A 17,097-nucleotide genomic window follows, 5' to 3' on the forward strand; every position below is an offset into this window, starting at 1 on the left:
CCGTCCATGATAGCGCAGCTCAGCCGCCCCTACCCGTTGGATGCGGACCGACGCGCCTTCTGCGCTTTTCGCTCATCGCGCAGGCGGGCGCGATCGATTGCGGCTTCGGCGGCGGAGAAGCGGCACCCGCAGTAATTCTGCCGGTACATGCCCAGCTCTCGCGACCGGGCAGTCGCCTGCGGGTACCACGGGCGGAAATCCCGTATGACCGGGGACAACCCATGCCGTCGGGCGAGCTTCTCCAAAACGTCGTTGCAGGTCTCGAACAGCTGATACGGGGACACGGCGAGCGTCGTACCGATATGGGTGAACCCCTCGCGCTCGGCGACACGGCAGGCCTCGGATAGGCGCAGGGCATAGCACGCTCGGCACCGGCGCGGGCGATCCGCACCCAGCAAAGCGACCGATGCGTCCCAACGCTCGCAGTCATCCGCCGCCTCGATGAGCGGGATATCGTTGTCCGCAGTCCAGACGCGCAACTCATCGAGCCTCTTGTCATGCTCCGCCATGGGCTGGATGTTGGGATTGGCCCAGCAGATCGTGGGCTCGAACCCCTCCTCGACGAGCAGGCGCACCGGCTCGAGAGAACATGGCGCGCAACATGCGTGCAGCAGCAGCCGCGTCATGGGCGCCTCCCTCCGTCGACGACACTGAAACCGCTCGCTTCGCCCCTGGACCTTGCCGGGCGTGAGGCGGACGGGGAACGGGGCGCGCGGGGGCGGCGGCGCTCGTCCGCCCCGTAGAACACGACGCCCCATGCGGTGTCCTCGCAATAGGCAATGGCGGGGTCGGCGCGGATCGCCCTCACGTAACCCCAATCGCCAGTGCACCCGGAGAGATGGATCGTCGCGATGACGATCGCCCACAACGGCCATTTGATGCCGATGCCGAGAACGGCGACCAGGAGGGTGACGACGACCGAGGGCGCGAGGGCGATGACGAGATAGGCGGCGCGGGGATACACCACGCCCTCGGCGCTCGCATAGATCATGCCCATGTTGAGATTGGCGCCGAATTTGACCTGAGCGCCGGGCGGGGCGTAGCGCCTGAAGAACAACGCGTGAACGACCTCGTGGACGGCGAACGTCGCGGGGATGGCGATGAGCAGGGATACCCACCAACGCAGATCGACCCCGTGCTCGGGTACCTCGACGCCCATCAGCCGATCGCCGGGGGACCCCATGACCGCCCCGAGCTCGAAGGGGGCCACGGGCGCGGCGAAAACCTCGCGCAGCACCGTCATGGCGATTCCCCATGCCATGGCGACGGCGACCCCCGTGAACAGCACCGCGACGGAATCGGCCCGCATGCGGGCCAGGAACGCCTCGTCTTCGCATAGGTGTATGTCAGCTATTTTCCTCATGCGACCAAGTGTAGCGCGTCGTGCCGACACCTGTGCGATAATGTGGGATTACTTCGGATAATGATCGAGATGACGCAACGCCGCGCCCGGACGCGGCGCCGCATCGCCTCGCACCGTCTTATTCGCCACGAAACTCGGAAGAAGGACGCATATGACCGCACACCTCACTCCCGCCGACCGCCCCTCCTGGCCGCGTCGCGCCGTCGTCACCGCCGGCATGCCCTACGGCAACAAGGGCCTGCACTTCGGCCATGTGGGCGGCGTCTTCGTCCCCGCCGACTTCTATGCGCGCTTCCTGCGCGACCGCCTCGGCCGCGAGAACGTGATCTTCGTCTCCGGCACCGACTGCTACGGCTCCCCCATCATGGAGGGCTTCCGCAAGCGCCGCGAGGCGGGCGGCTACGCCAAGCACATCTCCGATTACGTGCGCGAGAACCACGACAGCCAGGAAGCCGATCTGGCCAGCTTCGGCGTGTCCTGCGACCTGTACGCCGGCAGCGCGCTCGAGCCCGCCGTGCACATCCACGAGCGCATGACCGCCGAGATCGTCGAGCGCCTGCACGAGCGGGGCAAGCTCACCAAGATGAGCACCAAGCAGTTCTTTGACCCGGCCGCCGGGCAGTTCCTGAACGGCCGCCAGGTCCTCGGCCGCTGCCCCATCCAGGGCTGCAAGTCCGAGAAGGCCTACGCCGACGAGTGCGACCTCGGCCACCAGTTCGAGCCCGAGGAGCTCATCGCCCCCAAGAGCGCGCTCACCGGCGAGACGCCCGAGCTCGTGCCGGTGGACAACCTGTATTTCGACCTGCCCTCCTACACCGAGTACATGCGGGAGCACACCGAGCGCCTGGCCGCCGATCCCACCGTACGCTCCGTGGTGTCCAAGACCATGCAGGAGTGGCTCGACGCCCCGCGCCTGTTCATCCAGGTGAAGTTCCGCGATGAATTCGAGGCCGTCCGCGGCGAGCTGCCCGCGCACGAGGTCATCGAGGCCGAGGGCAACAAGGGTTCCTTCACGGTGGTCTTCCCCACCTGGCGCGAGCGCGACGAGGCCCACGAGGTCCTCAACCGAGCCGGCGTGCGCTTCCGCTCCGGCAAGGCGCTCGTGCCGTTCCGCATCTCGGGCAACGTCGAGTGGGGCGTGCCCCTGCCCGAGGTCGAGGGTTGCCGCGACCTCACGGCCTGGGTCTGGCCCGAGAGCCTGTGGGCGCCCATCAGCTTCACCCGCGCCGTCCTCGCACGCGATGCCGCCAAGCTCGAGGCCGAGGGCGTCGACGCCGCCGAACTTGCCGAGCGCGCCGTCGCCGACGCCCAGCTCGTGGACGATGCCCCTGCCATGATCATGGACGAACCCGCCTACACGCACGCCAGCCTTGACTGGCGCGACTGGTGGGCCAGTGAGGATGCCCGCGCCTACCAATTCATCGGCCAAGACAACATTTACTTCTACTGCATCGCGCAGTCCGGCATGTGGGAGGCGCTCGACTGGAACATGCGGCAGTCCTGCGTCGCCGCCAACTACCACATCTTGTACATGGGCAAGAAGGCGAGCTCCAGCTCCCAGACTCCCCCGCCGCTGGCGCATGAGATGCTCGAGCACTACACCCCCGAGCAGCTGCGCGCACACTGGCTGTCGCTCGGCCTGGGCGAAAAGCCGGTGAGCTTCTCCCCGAAGGCCTTCGACCTGCGCGAGACCGGCAAGGACAGCCAAGGCAACCCCATCCTCGCCCGCGATGACAAGCGCATGATCGACCCCGCCCTCAAGGAGGGCGCGCTGCTCACCGGTGTTTTCAACCGCCTGGCCCGCTCGGCGTTCTACGGCGTGGCCGTCAAGGAGGGCGATGAGGCCGCCTACCGCACCGGGTGCATCCCCGCGGGCGAGCCTTCCGAAGCCGCGCGCAACGCAGCCGAACAGGCCGCGATCGCGTTCGAGCAAGCCATGCACACCTTCGAGCTGCACCACGCCCTCGGCGTCTGCGACGAGTTCCTGCGCGCCGCGAACAAGCGTTGGAGCGACGCATCCAAGGCCGCGAAGAACAGCGGGGACGACGCCGCCATGAACCAGGCGCTCGTCGACGCGTTCCACGAGCTGCGCGTGGCGACCGTCCTCATGCACGGCATCGTGCCCATGGGCTGCGAGCTGATCTGCGAGCACTTCGCCATCGATCCCGTCGCCTTCTTCTCCTGGGACAACCTCTTCAAGACGAACGACGAGCTCACGGCCGAACTGGGCGAGCAGCCCGGCACCCATGCCATCAAGGTGCTGCCGCCGCGCTTCGATTTCTTCGTGAAGCACCCGTCGCAGTTCTAACGGACCATCCGGAAGGACCCGGAGCAGGGCCGGAGGGCGAACCAACCTCTTTAACAGGGAAGAAAGGTATGCGAACGCAAAGTGCATAGAGGCCAGAATCCGGGTCGTCTACAAGGACGGCCCGGATTCGTTCTGTTAACCAACCTTAATTTCCTTAATGGACTGCCTTCGCCACCCTGAAGCATGTATAACTGTGCAACAACAGCACGAAATCAAATTGATCTTCTAGTAAGACGGGCAATCAACTTATTCCAATCAACCCCCTCGCGCGACTGACACCCGTCGGAAGAGGGGTGAATCGATTATCGCGTCTTCCTCCAGGGCAAGCCGAAACATCTCATCCACGTTTTGCCTCATATGCATGCCCCAGTCCAATCTCCCCCAAAAGTGCCCATCTTTTGTCTGTGACCCCACATAAAAACGTCAATTACCCCAAGCAAAAAGTGAGGGCAGAGATCGGCTCCCAGCAACCTTTATAATAGAGTTCCCACTGGAAGCAATTGACTGAACAGATGCCACGGCGTAAGTTTCTGAAGTAGAGGCTAACCCCCCTCCGGAGCGTCATCCATTAGGAGTCCCCATGCGCATCGAGAATGAACAGATTCACTACCGAACTCGATTTGAGCTGTGTCCATACTCCACGACTCAACAGGCGCTCGTACCGGCACTGCGCTGCATTTTCAGATGGATTCTCGGCAAGGAACTGAAAAGAAAAGGGCCGCTACTCGACCTCTTGCAATCACAGCAAGGAAAGGTCGACTTCCTGGTCAACTCATTCCAATACCCAAATGGCTACTCTGGCGGACTCAACAACTGCGATCAAGTCGCACTTGCAACCCGCGCCCTAAAGAGACCCGGCAACACTTCGCCCGTATGCTGGGCTTTGGAGTACGACGAGCCCGACGGCAGCAACTCATTCAGGCACTGGCACACGAGAATAGGCCTCTCCACGACGGCGGATGGCACTTGCATCGTAAACGCCAAGGTATCCTACTACCTGTTGCCCAATTACTTTGGCGCCCCGATGCGAGACCCCGGTGCAAATATCCCCAACTTTATTAAGGACCTCATTTCCCTCGATGAGTACCAATACTGCGTGGGAGAGACGATTGCAGAACCTGATTACATACAACTAACGCCAAATAATTTTCAATCAGAATTCGCTGATAATCTTTTGAGCGAAGAGCGAGAGCTCCCTCTTATCCTTGTAACGAGCGATTACAACGGCATATATCCCATAAGCAATCTGAGCAAATTCGCCTCATTCTTCCTCGGCATGGCCAATGTGTATGGTCTTGACTGGAGGGACTGGGAACTCCGTAACCAGTTGCTCGACCTGTTCGACCGCAACTCATCAGCGTACAGCTACCGCTGCTCCTGCGGCAATCTCAGAATCTACCTGCCAAAAATCGATTTAAGCAACTCATCCGAATCCCCAAATCACCGCTTCTTTACACCTGACATAATTCACGAGCGCTATCACAGCGAAAAACAATTCGCGGATATGCTCAACCGCAGCTTCGGCAGAAGCTACATCAGAACCGAGGATGACATCCTCGACCTTAACGACATCGCGTTGCGCGAGGGAAGAATTGCCGTAGAAGAAAATAAAAGAAAAATCGAAGAACTCAAGAAAAAGCTCGATCAGTCTTCCTCAAGAGACAACGCATCATACATCCTCGAACAACCAGATGAAAATATAGTTGATACCGAAAAAATCAGAATGCAACTCGAAAGGGAGCGCGAAAACGGCGAATACCTGAAAGAGCTCCTTGCCGTTTACGAGAAGGGACAGGCGGAGCTGCTTTTGCAGATTGAAAACCTTGAATATAGAAATATGGAACTGGAAGAAGAGGCTCGGGGCAACCAGGCGATGCGCTATCACCTCGAACAGGAGAAACTCCGCGCCGAGGAAAACGCTAACGAGGCAAAGTCATTGCAAAGGGAACTCGATGCCGTCAACTCTATGGATCATGTCCCAACCACCCTCGAAGACCTTCTACAGCTCGCGGCGAATCTCTGGAAAAACAAGGTCGTAGTACTTGACGAGGCATACCGTTCCGCAAGGGAATTCAAGCAGTACGACATGGACGAGTCTTGGAAAATGCTGTCTTCGCTACCAAACTGCCTCTGGAGAATCGCGTTCGGAACCCAAGGTTGCTCAAACATGGAACAAGAATACCGTGCTGAAACAGGAATCACCCTTACACTACGAGAATCGGGGACAACAAACGCCGATGCGGAGTGCAGGCGCCTTCGAAAACGGAACTATGATGGCAGGGAAATCGATATCACCCCGCACATTAAGGGCAACGGCGCCCGAAATGCCAGCAGAGTGTCTGACAAATTCCGTATCCATTTCTACCTAGATGAGAAGAACCGCAAAGTGGTCATAGGACACTGCGGGGGACATATCAAGACTGCGGGGACCAGCAGGATGCAGTGAGTCATTGTTGCGCCTAACCTGCGCGCAGGCAGCTAAATGGGAAGACAGACAATTTTTCAATCTCAACGACCCTCGGTCTCGTCGAACCCACAAATCAACATGTCAAGCGATGCAAAAAGCCATGCTACAGCCAGCAGATGACGCATGCTGTGTGCTAGGATATGAGGTAGCATGCGAGGCTCACCCTCTTTATCGCTAGCAACTTGAGTTGGTGGGAACGCTAAGCGTCTCGCACTCAGACTCCGGGTCGTCTGGCAGGGCGGCCCGGAGTCGTTTTGTGCGAGCGAACTTATACCTTAGCGACGATCACCAGAATGGTGACGACAGCCAGAAGGAAAATCGCATCGGACATGGCGACCACCCCCTTCCATTTGGATGAGGGCGATGGGCACACCTCGCATACTGCGATACAGTATACGCGTAGACAACAGGCGCGGCGCAGTCAAAAGGGGGACGCATGGAACTGATTATTCGACCCACCACCGAAGCTGATATCCCCGCCGCCGAAGCCTGCCTCGTGAACGGCAAGGCGGCCCTGGCGGCGCTGGGCGTTCCCCAGTGGCTGGGCGACTACCCCAACCATCTCGATATCGAAGCCGACATGGCCGAAGATGCCTCATATGTGGCGGTCGACGAGGACGGCACCGTGCTCGCCGTGATGGCGCTTTCCCTCTCGGGTGAGGAGACCTACGACCAGATCGACGGGGCCTGGCTGACCGAATCGGATTCGCACGAACCCCGCTATGCCGTCATCCATCGCTGCGCTGTCAGCGCCGCCGCCGCCCGCCGCGGCATCATGACGCTCATGTTCGAGGAGGGCGAGCGCATCGCGCGCGAACACGGATCTCAGAGCATCCGCGTCGACACCCACGAGCGCAACATCCCCGTGCAGGGACTCGTAAGCAAGCTCGGCTACACCCACTGCGGCACCATCACGCTTCCCTATCCCGGCGAAGTCGATCCCTTGCGCATCGCATTCGAAAAGGTCCTCTAACCTATGGCGCGCCCGGGCGTTCAAAAGCACCTCGACATCGCCGAGCTCCTTCGCTGTCCTTTATGCGGAGCGAATATGCATGCGCGGCAATCCTCAGTCGCCTGCGAACGCGGCCACGATTTCGCCATCTCGGCGAAGGGCTTTTTGAACCTCATTCCGCATCAGAAACCCCTCAAGGGCTACGACGAAACGTTCTTCGCGAGCCGCCAGCGCATCATGGAGCATGGTTACTATCGCGAAGTACACCAGGCCGTCGCCGCCTCTCTGAACGAGCTCGCAAACACGGCGACCGTCATCGATGCCGGGTGCGGCGAAGGATCGTACGCCAAGGACGCGGCCCGCGCGCTCCCCCATTCGACCGTCTTGGGCCTCGACATCGCAAAGGACGCGATTCGCGTCGCCGCTCGAGGTGGCGGTCCGGTGCGCTGGCTCGTCGCCGACCTTGCGAACATCCCGCTCTCCGATTCCACGGTCGACGCGATCCTCAACGTGTTCACACCCGCCAACTACGATGAATTCAAACGCGTCCTCAAACCGGGTGGAATGCTCGTCAAGGTCATCCCCGCCCCGCGGCATATGCACGAGCTGCGCGAACTTGCAGGTGAGCAGCTATCCGAAACCGATTTCGTCGACCACGGCGTCTCCGAGCACCTGATGCGCCACATGAACGTCGTGAGTCGAACCCGCGTGACCCAAACATCTCCCGTACAGCCGGAAGACGCACTCGACCTGGTGCGCATGAGTCCAGTGGCCTTCAGCATCGAGGAGCACGCCCTCGATCTCGACTCTCTGACGCACATCACCGTCGACGCCGAGATCATCTGCGCTCAGTTCACTTTCCACCGTGACTGTTGCGCCAAATCTCTCGTCCCAGGCCAAGAGCCAGGAACAAGGCGCTCGCATAACCCAAAAAGCCGATAACGGGAATGCCGAAGATGACCGGCTCGATCTTGGCGTAGTACACGACGGATGAGCCGATGAAAAGGCCCGCGATGACGATCGCCATCGACAAGCGGTCCACGATTCCGCCGAAATGTCGGAGCACCTGCTCGCTGCCGAGCACCTGCATGTTCATCTTGAGCTGACCGCGCGTGAGCATCCTGGAAGCCAAGCCGAGCTGCTCGGCCATCTCCAGATGGCCCTTGAGGGCGCGGTACGACGCGTGCGTCAGCTCATCGGCGGCCTCGCGGGCACGGCGATACGAGCTTTTCTCATGCTTGATATGCTCGGTGATGATCTCGATCATGTTGACGTCGGGCATATACTCGGTGAGCAGACCCTCGAGCGTCACCATGCCGCGGGCGAACATCGTCACCACGCTGGGCAATTCGACATCGTTCTTGCGCGCCAGGCTGATGAGGGAGGTCAGGAACTCGCCGATGTCGAGATCCTTCAAATCCAGCCCGGCAAAATCGGCGATGATGAAGTCGAGGTCTGTAAGGAACGTGGAATGGTCGAGCTCGGCGGAGTCTCCCCTCGTCACGGCGAAGCGCATGAGCGAGTCCTTGAGCTTGGGAACATCACCCGTCGCGACCGCGTAGATCATATCTTTGACGATGCCGCGGTCATGGCTGGACATACGTCCCACCATACCCATATCAATAAAATAGACGATGCCGTCTCGCACGATGATGTTACCCGCATGCGGGTCGGCGTGGAAGAAGCCATCCTGAAGCACCTGGGTCGCGTAGTCGTCGACAATGGACGACCCAACCTTCTCAAGATCGTACCCCGCCTCGACCAGACGCTCTGGATCGGCGATGGAGATGCCGTCGACGTAGTCCATGACAACGATATGCTCGGTGCAATACGCCAAATACGAGCGCGGGCAGGAGATCGCCCCGTCATCCTCGTGCAGCCGATGGAACTCATCGAGGTTGCGAGCCTCCATGAGGAAGTTCGTCTCCTCGCGAAACGACTGCCACAGCTCCTCGACCACGCCCTTGAGATCGATGAACTGGTCGGTTTTCACAAAATGGGACGCCTGGGCCACGATTGAGCGCATGATGTCGATGTCTTGCGCCATGACCTGCTGGGCGCCGGGGCGCTGCACCTTGATGGCCACATCCTCACCCGTGAGCAGCGTGGCTCGATGCACTTGCGCGAGCGACGCGCTTCCCAGGGGCTTGCGGTCGATATGCGAGAATATCTCGCCGAGCGGCCTGCCGTATTCGGCGACGAGGCAATCGTTCACCACGGCGAACGGGACGGGCTCCACGTTCGAGCGAAGACGACGCAGCTCATCGCAATACTCTTGCGGCAAAATCTCGGAACGGTTGGCGAGGATCTGCCCCATCTTGACGAACATGGGACCCAAATCCTCAAGCATGCACCGCAGTCGACGCGGCGTGAGATTGTGCCATGCCTCGTACTTGCGCACGATCGACAGGATCTCAGCGATGCGCTGACGACGGCCGCGCGAAGTGAGCTTGACCTCCTCGGAGGGAGCCATGGCCTCCGGCTCCTCCGGGAAGACATCGACGGCGCGCGGCATACGCCATGATGAGCGGAGCGCCTCCTCAACCCCCTCGAGGTTGACCGTGTCCTCGGGGCTCAGCGGTTTGCGGGCGACATTCGCCCCATCGTGCGCGCTCGGTGTCGCAGCGCGCTTGTCCTCTGCGTCGATGGTCATGAGCGGTTACTCGACCGCCTGACCGTCCTCGACGGGCTCGGCGTCCACAGGGGAGGCGGGCTCGGCGTCGACGACCACAGTCTCTTCGACCTCGACGGTCACTGTGCCGTCGTCGACCGAATCGACCAGGTCGCGCACATGGGCCATGAACGCGACGCGCTCGGACTTGGTCAGCAAACGCACACGGGCGAGGATGAGCTCGTCGAGAATGCGCTCGGCGGCGGTTGCCCCATGCTCGCTCAGACGCTCGGTCACCTCGGAGAACGTACCTCCGGCGTCCATGAAGATATCGGACATGGAGCGCGTGAAATCGGACGAACGGCTGTCGTGACGTGCCTGCTCCCCGCGGTCGTTAAGATCGCGCAGGACCTCCTCGCCGCGCGCGTTCAGCCCATCAAGGAGCTCCTTGCCCTTCTCCGCGGTCACCGCCGCGGCACCGAAGCCGACGTTGACCATACCGTTGACGAGCTCTTCGAATTTCGTGGCCATAGAAGCCTCCTAGACATTCACCGCGCGCCCGTTGCGCGCGCTCCCGTAGAAACACTTGTACCCATCGCCGCGCCTGAAAAGCCGACGGCGGCGAACGGTTTTGCAACCTCGCCGCCGTCGCGATGAATATCGGGGTAGCCGGAGCTTAGCGCTCGCTGTCTGACATCGCGAAGCCGTTCTTCATCGCGCAGCTCGTGATGTAGAGCACCTGCCCGAGCAGCTTGTCCGTTGCGACCTTGAGATCGGCGCACAGCGCATCGTTGGCCTTTGCAAGCAGGGCGGGAATCTGCTCGTCGGCAAGATCGGCAGCGGCCCTATCCGTTTCACGCAGCATCTTGTGACCAAGCGAGCCGATCTTCTCCTGGTAGGACTCGATCTTCGCGGAAGTCTCGTTGAAACGGGCGTCGGCAAGTGCGGCGATGACGCGATTTGCCCAGTAGAAGCTCTCGGTCGTCACGCGCTCGGTGGTGTCGGACAGGTACGAGGGCATCCCATCGACGTTCGCGTAAAGCGCGACCAGGGAGTTGAACGCATTCGAGCCAAAGGCCATCCACTGGATGCACTGAAGGGGCTCGGGAACATACGGGCGGATCTGCAGAACGGCGAGCTGGCTGTTGCGGTTGATGCCGATGGGGCGATACGCGTTGCGCGTGGCATGCGTGCCCTTGTTGCCGTAGCAATCGTACTCGGTTCCCTGGTAGTGGGAGGACAGGACGTACTTCACATCCTCGATGGTCACCTTGCGCTCGGGCACGCGGCTCCAGGGGATGTCGTCCGATTCGGGCGTGAACGCGGCATCCGGGCCGTCCCAGCCGTCGTGCGGGTTCAGGCAACGCTGCATATACCAAGCGCGCGGGGTGTTGTAGACATGGTCGGAATCGGAATGAGAGCCAAAGGCCTCACGCGGGTTGAAAATCTCACCCGAGCGCATGCCCTCACGGACATCCGCAATCAGATCCATGAGGTCGGCGAGATACTCCTCATACGCATCGGCCTCCTCGCCCTCAAGATCGTCGAGGTCGTCCGTGAAGTACTCCTCGTCCAAGATGTCCTCGGGCTCGAGGCGATTCGTATTGGTGAGGTTGAGGTGGTTCTCGGCCATCCACTCGCGCAGGTCGGGGCTAGCCATGTGCTCGACCTGCTCGCCCTCGGCATCCAGCAGATCAAAGTAGTCGATACCAAGCTGGTTGGGCATGGTCACATAGGCGTCGTCGGGAACGCGCTTGGCGATCCAATGATGGCCGCCGATCGTCTCGAGCCACCAGATCTCATCGGCATCGGAAAATGCGATGCCGTTCATCTCGTAGGTTCCGTATTGCTCGAGAAGCGAACCCAGGCGCTGAACGCCCTCGCGGGCGGAGTGGATATAAGGCAGAACGACGGTGACGAAATCCTCCTCGGAGAGACCGCCAGGCACCTCGGGCGTATAGTCGGGATCGCCGGGCTCACCATGGGCGGGAACATACTCGACGAGCGGGTCGGCACCGAGCACGCGCTCGTTTGACGTGATGGTCTCAGTGGCGCTCATGCCGACGTTCGCCTCATTGAAACCGGCGGCGGCCCAAACACCATGACCCTGAATGACATCGGGAACGCTGGAGTAGCGCATGGGGTTGTCCGGAAGCTCGAAGCTCAGGTGAGAGAGCACGCTCGTATAGGTGCGCGGCTGGTCCTCGGGATGGACCACCATCATCTTCTGGGGCTCGAACTTACCGTTGGGCGAATCCTCATTGCGGGCGACGATGGTCGACCCGTCGTAGCTCGCGTGCTTACCGACCAAGATCGTGGTGCATGCCATGAATCCTCCTTGGGGTCTGTGCGGTCACTGGCCACAGTGTACCCATGGCAACGCAAGGCTACGCCGATGAACTGACGAGCGGCACGGCAAAGCCCCCACCATGAACGGTGCCGGGGCATCGAACGCGATGGGGGCTCAACATAGAAAACGGGAACGTGCCACGGGCACGCTGCAGAGAAAAGCGCGGGAGCAGACGCTATGCGAGCTTGGCAGCTTCGGGGTGCTGAAGCTCGGCCGCCAGGCACACGTTGCTCATCAGCATGGCGCGCGTCATGGGGCCCACGCCACCCGGTACCGGCGTGATTGAACCCGCAACCAGCTCGGCAGATGCAAAGTCGACATCGCCGCAGAGTTTACCGGCCTCGTCGCGGTCCATGCCGACGTCGATGACAGCGGCGCCCGGCTTGATCCAGGGGCCCTTGACCATCTTTGGGATGCCGCACGCGACCACGAGGATATCGGCGCTCTGGCAGATCCGAGCGAGCTCGCACGGGTCGGTATGGGAATGCGCGACAGAAATCGTGGCATTGCGCGCAAGCAACATGAGCGACATGGGCTTGCCCACGATGGACGAGCGCCCCACGATCACCGCGTTCTTACCTGCCGGGTCGATACCATAAACGTCGAGCATCTCCATGATGCCGGCGGGCGTGCAAGGGCGAAGCCCCGGAAGACCTCGGACGAGCTTGCCCAGATTCTCCGGGTGAAAGCCGTCGACGTCTTTCTTGGGATCGATCGCGGCGACAACCTGCTCGGCATCGAGATGGGCCGGCAGCGGCATCTGCACAAGGATGCCCGCGATGGATGGATCGGCGTTCAGCCGCTCGATGAGCGACATGAGTTCACCTTGCGTCGTATCCTCGGAGAGCTTGAAATCCTGGGACGGGATGCCGCACTCCTCACAGTCGCGCAACTTGGCGCGAACATACGTGGCGGAACCCTGATCGTCGCCGACCAGCACAACCGCCAGACCACACGGGACACCCTGCGTCATCAAGTTCGCGGCGCGCTCGGCAGCGCGACCGCGAACCTCGGCAGCGAGTTTCTTGCCGTCGATAATCGTAGCCATACCGGTCCTTAGAACAGACCGGTGATGACGCCGTTGTCATCGACGTCGATGTTCTCGGCCGCGGGAACCTTGGGAAGGCCCGGCATCGTGAGCACGTTGCCCGTGAGAGCGACGACGAAGTGGGCGCCGGCGCTCACCTTGAGCTCGCGTACGGTGATGCGGAAATTCTCGGGGGCACCAAGCGCGCTCGCCTGATCGGAGAAGGAGTACTGGGTCTTGGCGACGCACACCGGCAGGTTGCCGAAGCCGTTGGCGCGCAGCTCCGCGAGCTGGCGCTTGGCCGCAGGCGCGAAGTCGACGCCGTCGGCATGATAAACCTTGGTGGCAATCGCCTCGAGGGCATCTGCCACATCCGTACCGTCCTCATAGGCGAACTTGAACTCGTGGGGCTCCTCGATAAGGCGCATGACCTCATCGGCCAGCTCGAGTGCGCCCTCGCCACCCTTAGCCCAGACCTCGGAGAGACGAACGTTCACGCCAACCTTCTCGCACTCGGATGCGATGAGGTCGAGCTCAGCCTCGGTGTCGGTCGGGAATCGGTTGATCGCGACGACACAGGGCAGACCGAAGACGTTTTGGATGTTCTCGACATGACGGAGCAGGTTGGGCATACCGGCCTTGAGGGCCTCGAGATTCTCGGTATTGAGATCGGCCTTGGCCACACCGCCGTTGTACTTCAGGGCGCGGGCGGTAGCGACCACCACGACGGCGCTCGGCCGGATCCCGGTCATACGGCACTTGATGTCGAGGAACTTCTCGGCTCCGAGATCGGCGCCGAAGCCTGCCTCGGTAATGGCGACATCGCCGAAGCGCATGGCCATCCTCGTGGCCATGACGGAGTTGCAGCCATGCGCGATGTTGGCGAACGGACCGCCGTGCACGAACGCCGGCGTGTGCTCGAGCGTCTGCACGAGATTGGGCTTGAGCGCGTCCTTCAGCAGGGCCGCCATGGCGCCCTGGGCCTTGAGCTGGCTGGCGCGAACGGGCTCGCCGTCGTAGGTGTAGCCGACCACGATCTCCCCGAGGCGCTGCTTGAGATCGGAGATGGAGGTCGACAGGCACAGGATCGCCATGACCTCAGAAGCGACGGTGATGTCGAATCCATCCTCGCGCGGGACGCCCTGGGCCTTGCCGCCGATGCCGTCGATGACATGGCGGAGCTGACGGTCGTTCATGTCGACGACGCGCTTCCAAGTGATGCGCTTGACGTCGATGCCGAGCGCGTTTCCCTGCTGGATGTGGTTGTCCAGCATGGCGGCGAGCAGGTTGTTGGCAGCACCGATGGCATGGAAGTCGCCAGTGAAGTGGAGGTTGATATCCTCCATGGGGATGACCTGGGCGTATCCGCCGCCGGCGGCACCGCCCTTGACACCGAAGACCGGGCCGAGCGAGGGCTCGCGCAGCGCGACGGCGCTCTTGACGCCACGGCGACGCAGAGCGTCGGCCAGACCGATGGTCGTCGTGGTCTTGCCCTCACCCGCGGGCGTGGGGTTGATGGCAGTGACGAGGACGAGCTTGGCCTCGTGGTCGCTCGGCTCGTTGAGCAGCGAGTAATCCACCTTGGCCTTGTCGAAACCGTAAGGGATCAGATGCTTGGGATCGACACCGGCTGCCTCAGCGACCTGCTGAATCGGCAACGGCGCAACAGAGTGGGCGATTTCGATATCAGTCGGCATGAAGGGTCCCTTCTCTTCAGTCATGTAACGCGTTCAGGATAGCACGGCCAATCATGCACCACGGGCTTTACAATCCGGGGGCCTCGACTCCCAGATGCTCAAACGCCGCAGGCGTTGCCATACGGCCCTGCGGAGTGCGGACGATCAGGCCGCATTGCAGCAGATAGGGCTCGTAAACATCCTCGAGCGTGTTGGCGTCCTCACCCGTTGCGCTCGCAAGGGTCGACAGACCGACGGCGCGACCGCGGAACGTCTTGCACAGCGTCTCGAGGATGCGGATATCCATCCAATCCAAGCCGAGCTCATCGATTTCGAAGAAGCGCATCGCCTCTTGAGCGATACCGAGCTCGATGGACCCCCCACCGCGAACCTGGGCATAATCACGCACGCGCTTGAGTAGGCGATTCGCGAGGCGAGGCGTACCGCGGGAACGCGAGGCGATCTCCTTTGCGGACTCTCGGTCGATCGACACGCCGAGGATGCTCGAAGAGCGGCAGACGATATCGGCCAGGTCCTCGATGCCGTAGTAATCCAAACGATACGAGATGCCGAAACGATCGCGCAGCGGACCCGTGAGCATACCGGAGCGCGTGGTGGCGCCCACAAGCGTGAAGCGAGGGATATCCAGGCGAATCGATCGGGCGGCGGGCCCCTTGCCGATCACGATATCGAGGGAGAAGTCCTCCATCGCCGGGTACAGGATCTCCTCGACCTGACGGTTGAGACGATGGATCTCATCGATGAACAGGACGTCGCCCGGCTGCAAATTGGTGAGAATCGCCGCAAGGTCTCCCGTGCGGGCGATGGCGGGCCCCGAGGTGGTCTTGATCTGAGCGCCCATCTCATTTGCGACGACCGCGGCCAGCGTGGTCTTGCCCAAGCCCGGAGGACCCGAGAAGATCACATGATCGAGGCTCTCGCCTCGGCTCTGTGCGGCCTCGATGAGGATGCGCAGGCTTTGCTTGATGTGCTCCTGTCCGCAATAGTCCTCAAGGCGCTGCGGACGCAGGCCGCGCTCGACGTCGAGATCGTCGGAGGTGAGCTCCCCCGTCACGAACCGCTCCGTCTCGCCTCCCGCCGCATGGCGGGACGGCGCATCGCCCCACAGGTCAGTCGACTCGTCTACTTCCCACATCACGATTCCATTCCCAGCCGCCTGAGCGCCGAAGCCAATAGCTCCTCGACGCGCATATCCTTGCCATCATACCCATCGAGTGCCAGCGTGACCTCCGCAGCGGTGAAGCCCATGGAGAGCAGGGCTGCCGTGGCATCCTCAATCGCCGAAGGAGCCGCGGGCGCGGCGGGGGCAAACGGCAGCGGCGCGGTGGGGGCAGCCGAACCGGCGAGCGAACGGTCCTTCTCGAAAACACCCTTGAGCTCGAGAATCAGACGCTGCGCGGTCTTTTTGCCCACGCCCGGCACGGTCGCCATTCCCTTGTCGTCCTCCATCATCACCAGCGTATACAGCTCGGGCACCGTAAATGAGGACAGAATCGCGAGGGCGAGCTTGGCGCCCACGCCGCTTACCGAGACCAGCTTGTCGAACATCGTGCGCTCGTCCTTTGTGGCGAACCCGAACAGGGTGCACGAATCCTCACGCACAACCATGCGCGTGTACAGGCGAGTGGGCGAGCCGACCTGCGCGAGGCTCGAGGCGGTGGTTGCAGAGATGCCGAGTTCGAAGCCTATGCCGTTCACATCGATGACGGCCGTTCCCGCGGTCGCCTCGATGAGCGTGCCATTCAATATCGAGATCATGCGTAGGGGTTTCCCTTCTCTTGCGTGTAGGCACCACCGCTCAATTCCCGCGTCCGATGCAGGTGCGCATGGCACACCGCGCACGCCAGTGCATCCGCGGCATGGTCGGGCTTTGGGTCGTGATCGAGATGGAGCAACGTGCGAACCATATAGGTGACCTGCGTCTTATCAGCGGCGCCCGTGCCAACAACGGCCTGCTTGATCTGCATGGGGGTGTACTCCCCCACCTCGACCCCGCATAGGGAGCACGCGACGAGAGCAGCGCCGCGGGCATGGGCGGTGGGTATGGCGGAACGAACATTCGCGCCGAAATAGATGCCCTCCACAGCCGCCTCCTGCGGGCGATAGCGATCGACCACGGCGGTGAGCTCATCGGCGATGCGCCGCAAGCGCGCCGCCAAGTCAGAACCGGACGAGGTCTCGATGCAACCGTATGCCCGGCAGCGCACCTCGCCGCGACGCTCCTCAACGATGCCCCACCCGGTGTTTGCCAAACCCGGGTCGATCCCCAATATGACCAATCCGTCTCCTTGATATCTCGAACGTTTGTTCTACTATACCATG

14 protein-coding genes are annotated in these 17,097 nt (G+C 61.7%); 4 read left to right on the top strand and 10 right to left on the bottom strand.

Translation table 11 applies throughout. The features are described 5' to 3' along the window. Positions 1 to 29: 29 nt before the first annotated feature. Together FY258_RS05270 and FY258_RS05275 are read right to left on the bottom strand one after the other, a co-directional pair. Positions 30 to 626: an epoxyqueuosine reductase QueH gene (locus FY258_RS05270; protein ID WP_118103737.1), complete on the bottom strand. Its 597-nt coding sequence runs from the start codon at positions 624 to 626 to the stop codon at positions 30 to 32. After that, positions 623 to 1,309 (bottom strand): DUF3267 domain-containing protein, encoded by a 687-nt coding sequence (locus FY258_RS05275; protein WP_182279428.1) that lies wholly within the window; start codon positions 1,307 to 1,309, stop codon positions 623 to 625. The genes FY258_RS05270 and FY258_RS05275 overlap by 4 nt, the downstream gene beginning before the upstream one ends. A gap of 205 nt (positions 1,310 to 1,514) precedes the next feature. On the opposite strand from FY258_RS05275, the gene FY258_RS05280 reads away from it, so the two are divergent. The 4 genes from FY258_RS05280 (at position 1,515) to FY258_RS05295 (ending at position 8,032) form a co-directional block, all read left to right on the top strand. Beyond that, the gene (locus FY258_RS05280) at positions 1,515 to 3,671 is read left to right on the top strand and encodes a class I tRNA ligase family protein (protein WP_118103741.1); all 2,157 of its coding nucleotides are present in this window, start codon (positions 1,515 to 1,517) and stop codon (positions 3,669 to 3,671) included. Between the two features lie 580 nt (positions 3,672 to 4,251). Next, the gene (locus FY258_RS05285) at positions 4,252 to 6,117 is read left to right on the top strand and encodes a hypothetical protein (RefSeq protein WP_118103743.1); all 1,866 of its coding nucleotides are present in this window, start codon (positions 4,252 to 4,254) and stop codon (positions 6,115 to 6,117) included. A gap of 457 nt (positions 6,118 to 6,574) precedes the next feature. Next, positions 6,575 to 7,111, top strand: a complete 537-nt coding sequence (locus tag FY258_RS05290) for a GNAT family N-acetyltransferase (protein WP_118103745.1) — start codon at positions 6,575 to 6,577, stop codon at positions 7,109 to 7,111. A 3-nt stretch (positions 7,112 to 7,114) separates the two neighbouring features. Beyond that, on the top strand, positions 7,115 to 8,032 hold the full coding sequence (locus FY258_RS05295) for a methyltransferase domain-containing protein (RefSeq protein ID WP_118103747.1): 918 nt from the start codon (positions 7,115 to 7,117) through the stop codon (positions 8,030 to 8,032). Here the strand turns inward: FY258_RS05295 and FY258_RS05300 are convergent. The 8 genes from FY258_RS05300 to ruvC all read right to left on the bottom strand — a co-directional run bounded on the left by FY258_RS05300 (position 7,944) and on the right by ruvC (position 17,054). Continuing rightward, complete coding sequence (locus FY258_RS05300; protein ID WP_118103749.1) at positions 7,944 to 9,743, bottom strand: ABC1 kinase family protein; 1,800 nt, start codon at positions 9,741 to 9,743, stop codon at positions 7,944 to 7,946. The genes FY258_RS05295 and FY258_RS05300 overlap by 89 nt on opposite strands. A 6-nt stretch (positions 9,744 to 9,749) precedes the next feature. Then, positions 9,750 to 10,232: a hypothetical protein gene (locus FY258_RS05305; RefSeq protein ID WP_118103751.1), complete on the bottom strand. Its 483-nt coding sequence runs from the start codon at positions 10,230 to 10,232 to the stop codon at positions 9,750 to 9,752. A 145-nt stretch (positions 10,233 to 10,377) separates the two neighbouring features. After that, on the bottom strand, positions 10,378 to 12,030 hold the full coding sequence (locus FY258_RS05310; protein WP_118103753.1) for a C69 family dipeptidase: 1,653 nt from the start codon (positions 12,028 to 12,030) through the stop codon (positions 10,378 to 10,380). A gap of 196 nt (positions 12,031 to 12,226) precedes the next feature. Further along, complete coding sequence (gene folD / locus FY258_RS05315; protein ID WP_118103755.1) at positions 12,227 to 13,099, bottom strand: bifunctional methylenetetrahydrofolate dehydrogenase/methenyltetrahydrofolate cyclohydrolase FolD; 873 nt, start codon at positions 13,097 to 13,099, stop codon at positions 12,227 to 12,229. An 8-nt stretch (positions 13,100 to 13,107) separates the two neighbouring features. Beyond that, entirely contained in the window at positions 13,108 to 14,775 is a 1,668-nt protein-coding gene (locus tag FY258_RS05320) for a formate--tetrahydrofolate ligase (protein ID WP_118103757.1), read from the bottom strand. A 67-nt stretch (positions 14,776 to 14,842) separates the two neighbouring features. Beyond that, entirely contained in the window at positions 14,843 to 15,910 is a 1,068-nt protein-coding gene (gene ruvB / locus FY258_RS05325; RefSeq protein ID WP_118103759.1) for a Holliday junction branch migration DNA helicase RuvB, read from the bottom strand. Then, a complete protein-coding gene (gene ruvA / locus FY258_RS05330; protein ID WP_118103761.1) occupies positions 15,910 to 16,533 on the bottom strand; it encodes a Holliday junction branch migration protein RuvA in 624 nt (207 codons plus the stop codon). The genes ruvB and ruvA overlap by 1 nt, the downstream gene beginning before the upstream one ends. Continuing rightward, complete coding sequence (gene ruvC, locus FY258_RS05335; protein WP_118103763.1) at positions 16,530 to 17,054, bottom strand: crossover junction endodeoxyribonuclease RuvC; 525 nt, start codon at positions 17,052 to 17,054, stop codon at positions 16,530 to 16,532. The genes ruvA and ruvC overlap by 4 nt, the downstream gene beginning before the upstream one ends. Between the last annotated feature and the right edge of the window lie 43 nt (positions 17,055 to 17,097).

The organism is Collinsella intestinalis, assembly GCF_902364775.2.
Taxonomy (GTDB): Bacteria; Actinomycetota; Coriobacteriia; order Coriobacteriales; family Coriobacteriaceae; genus Collinsella.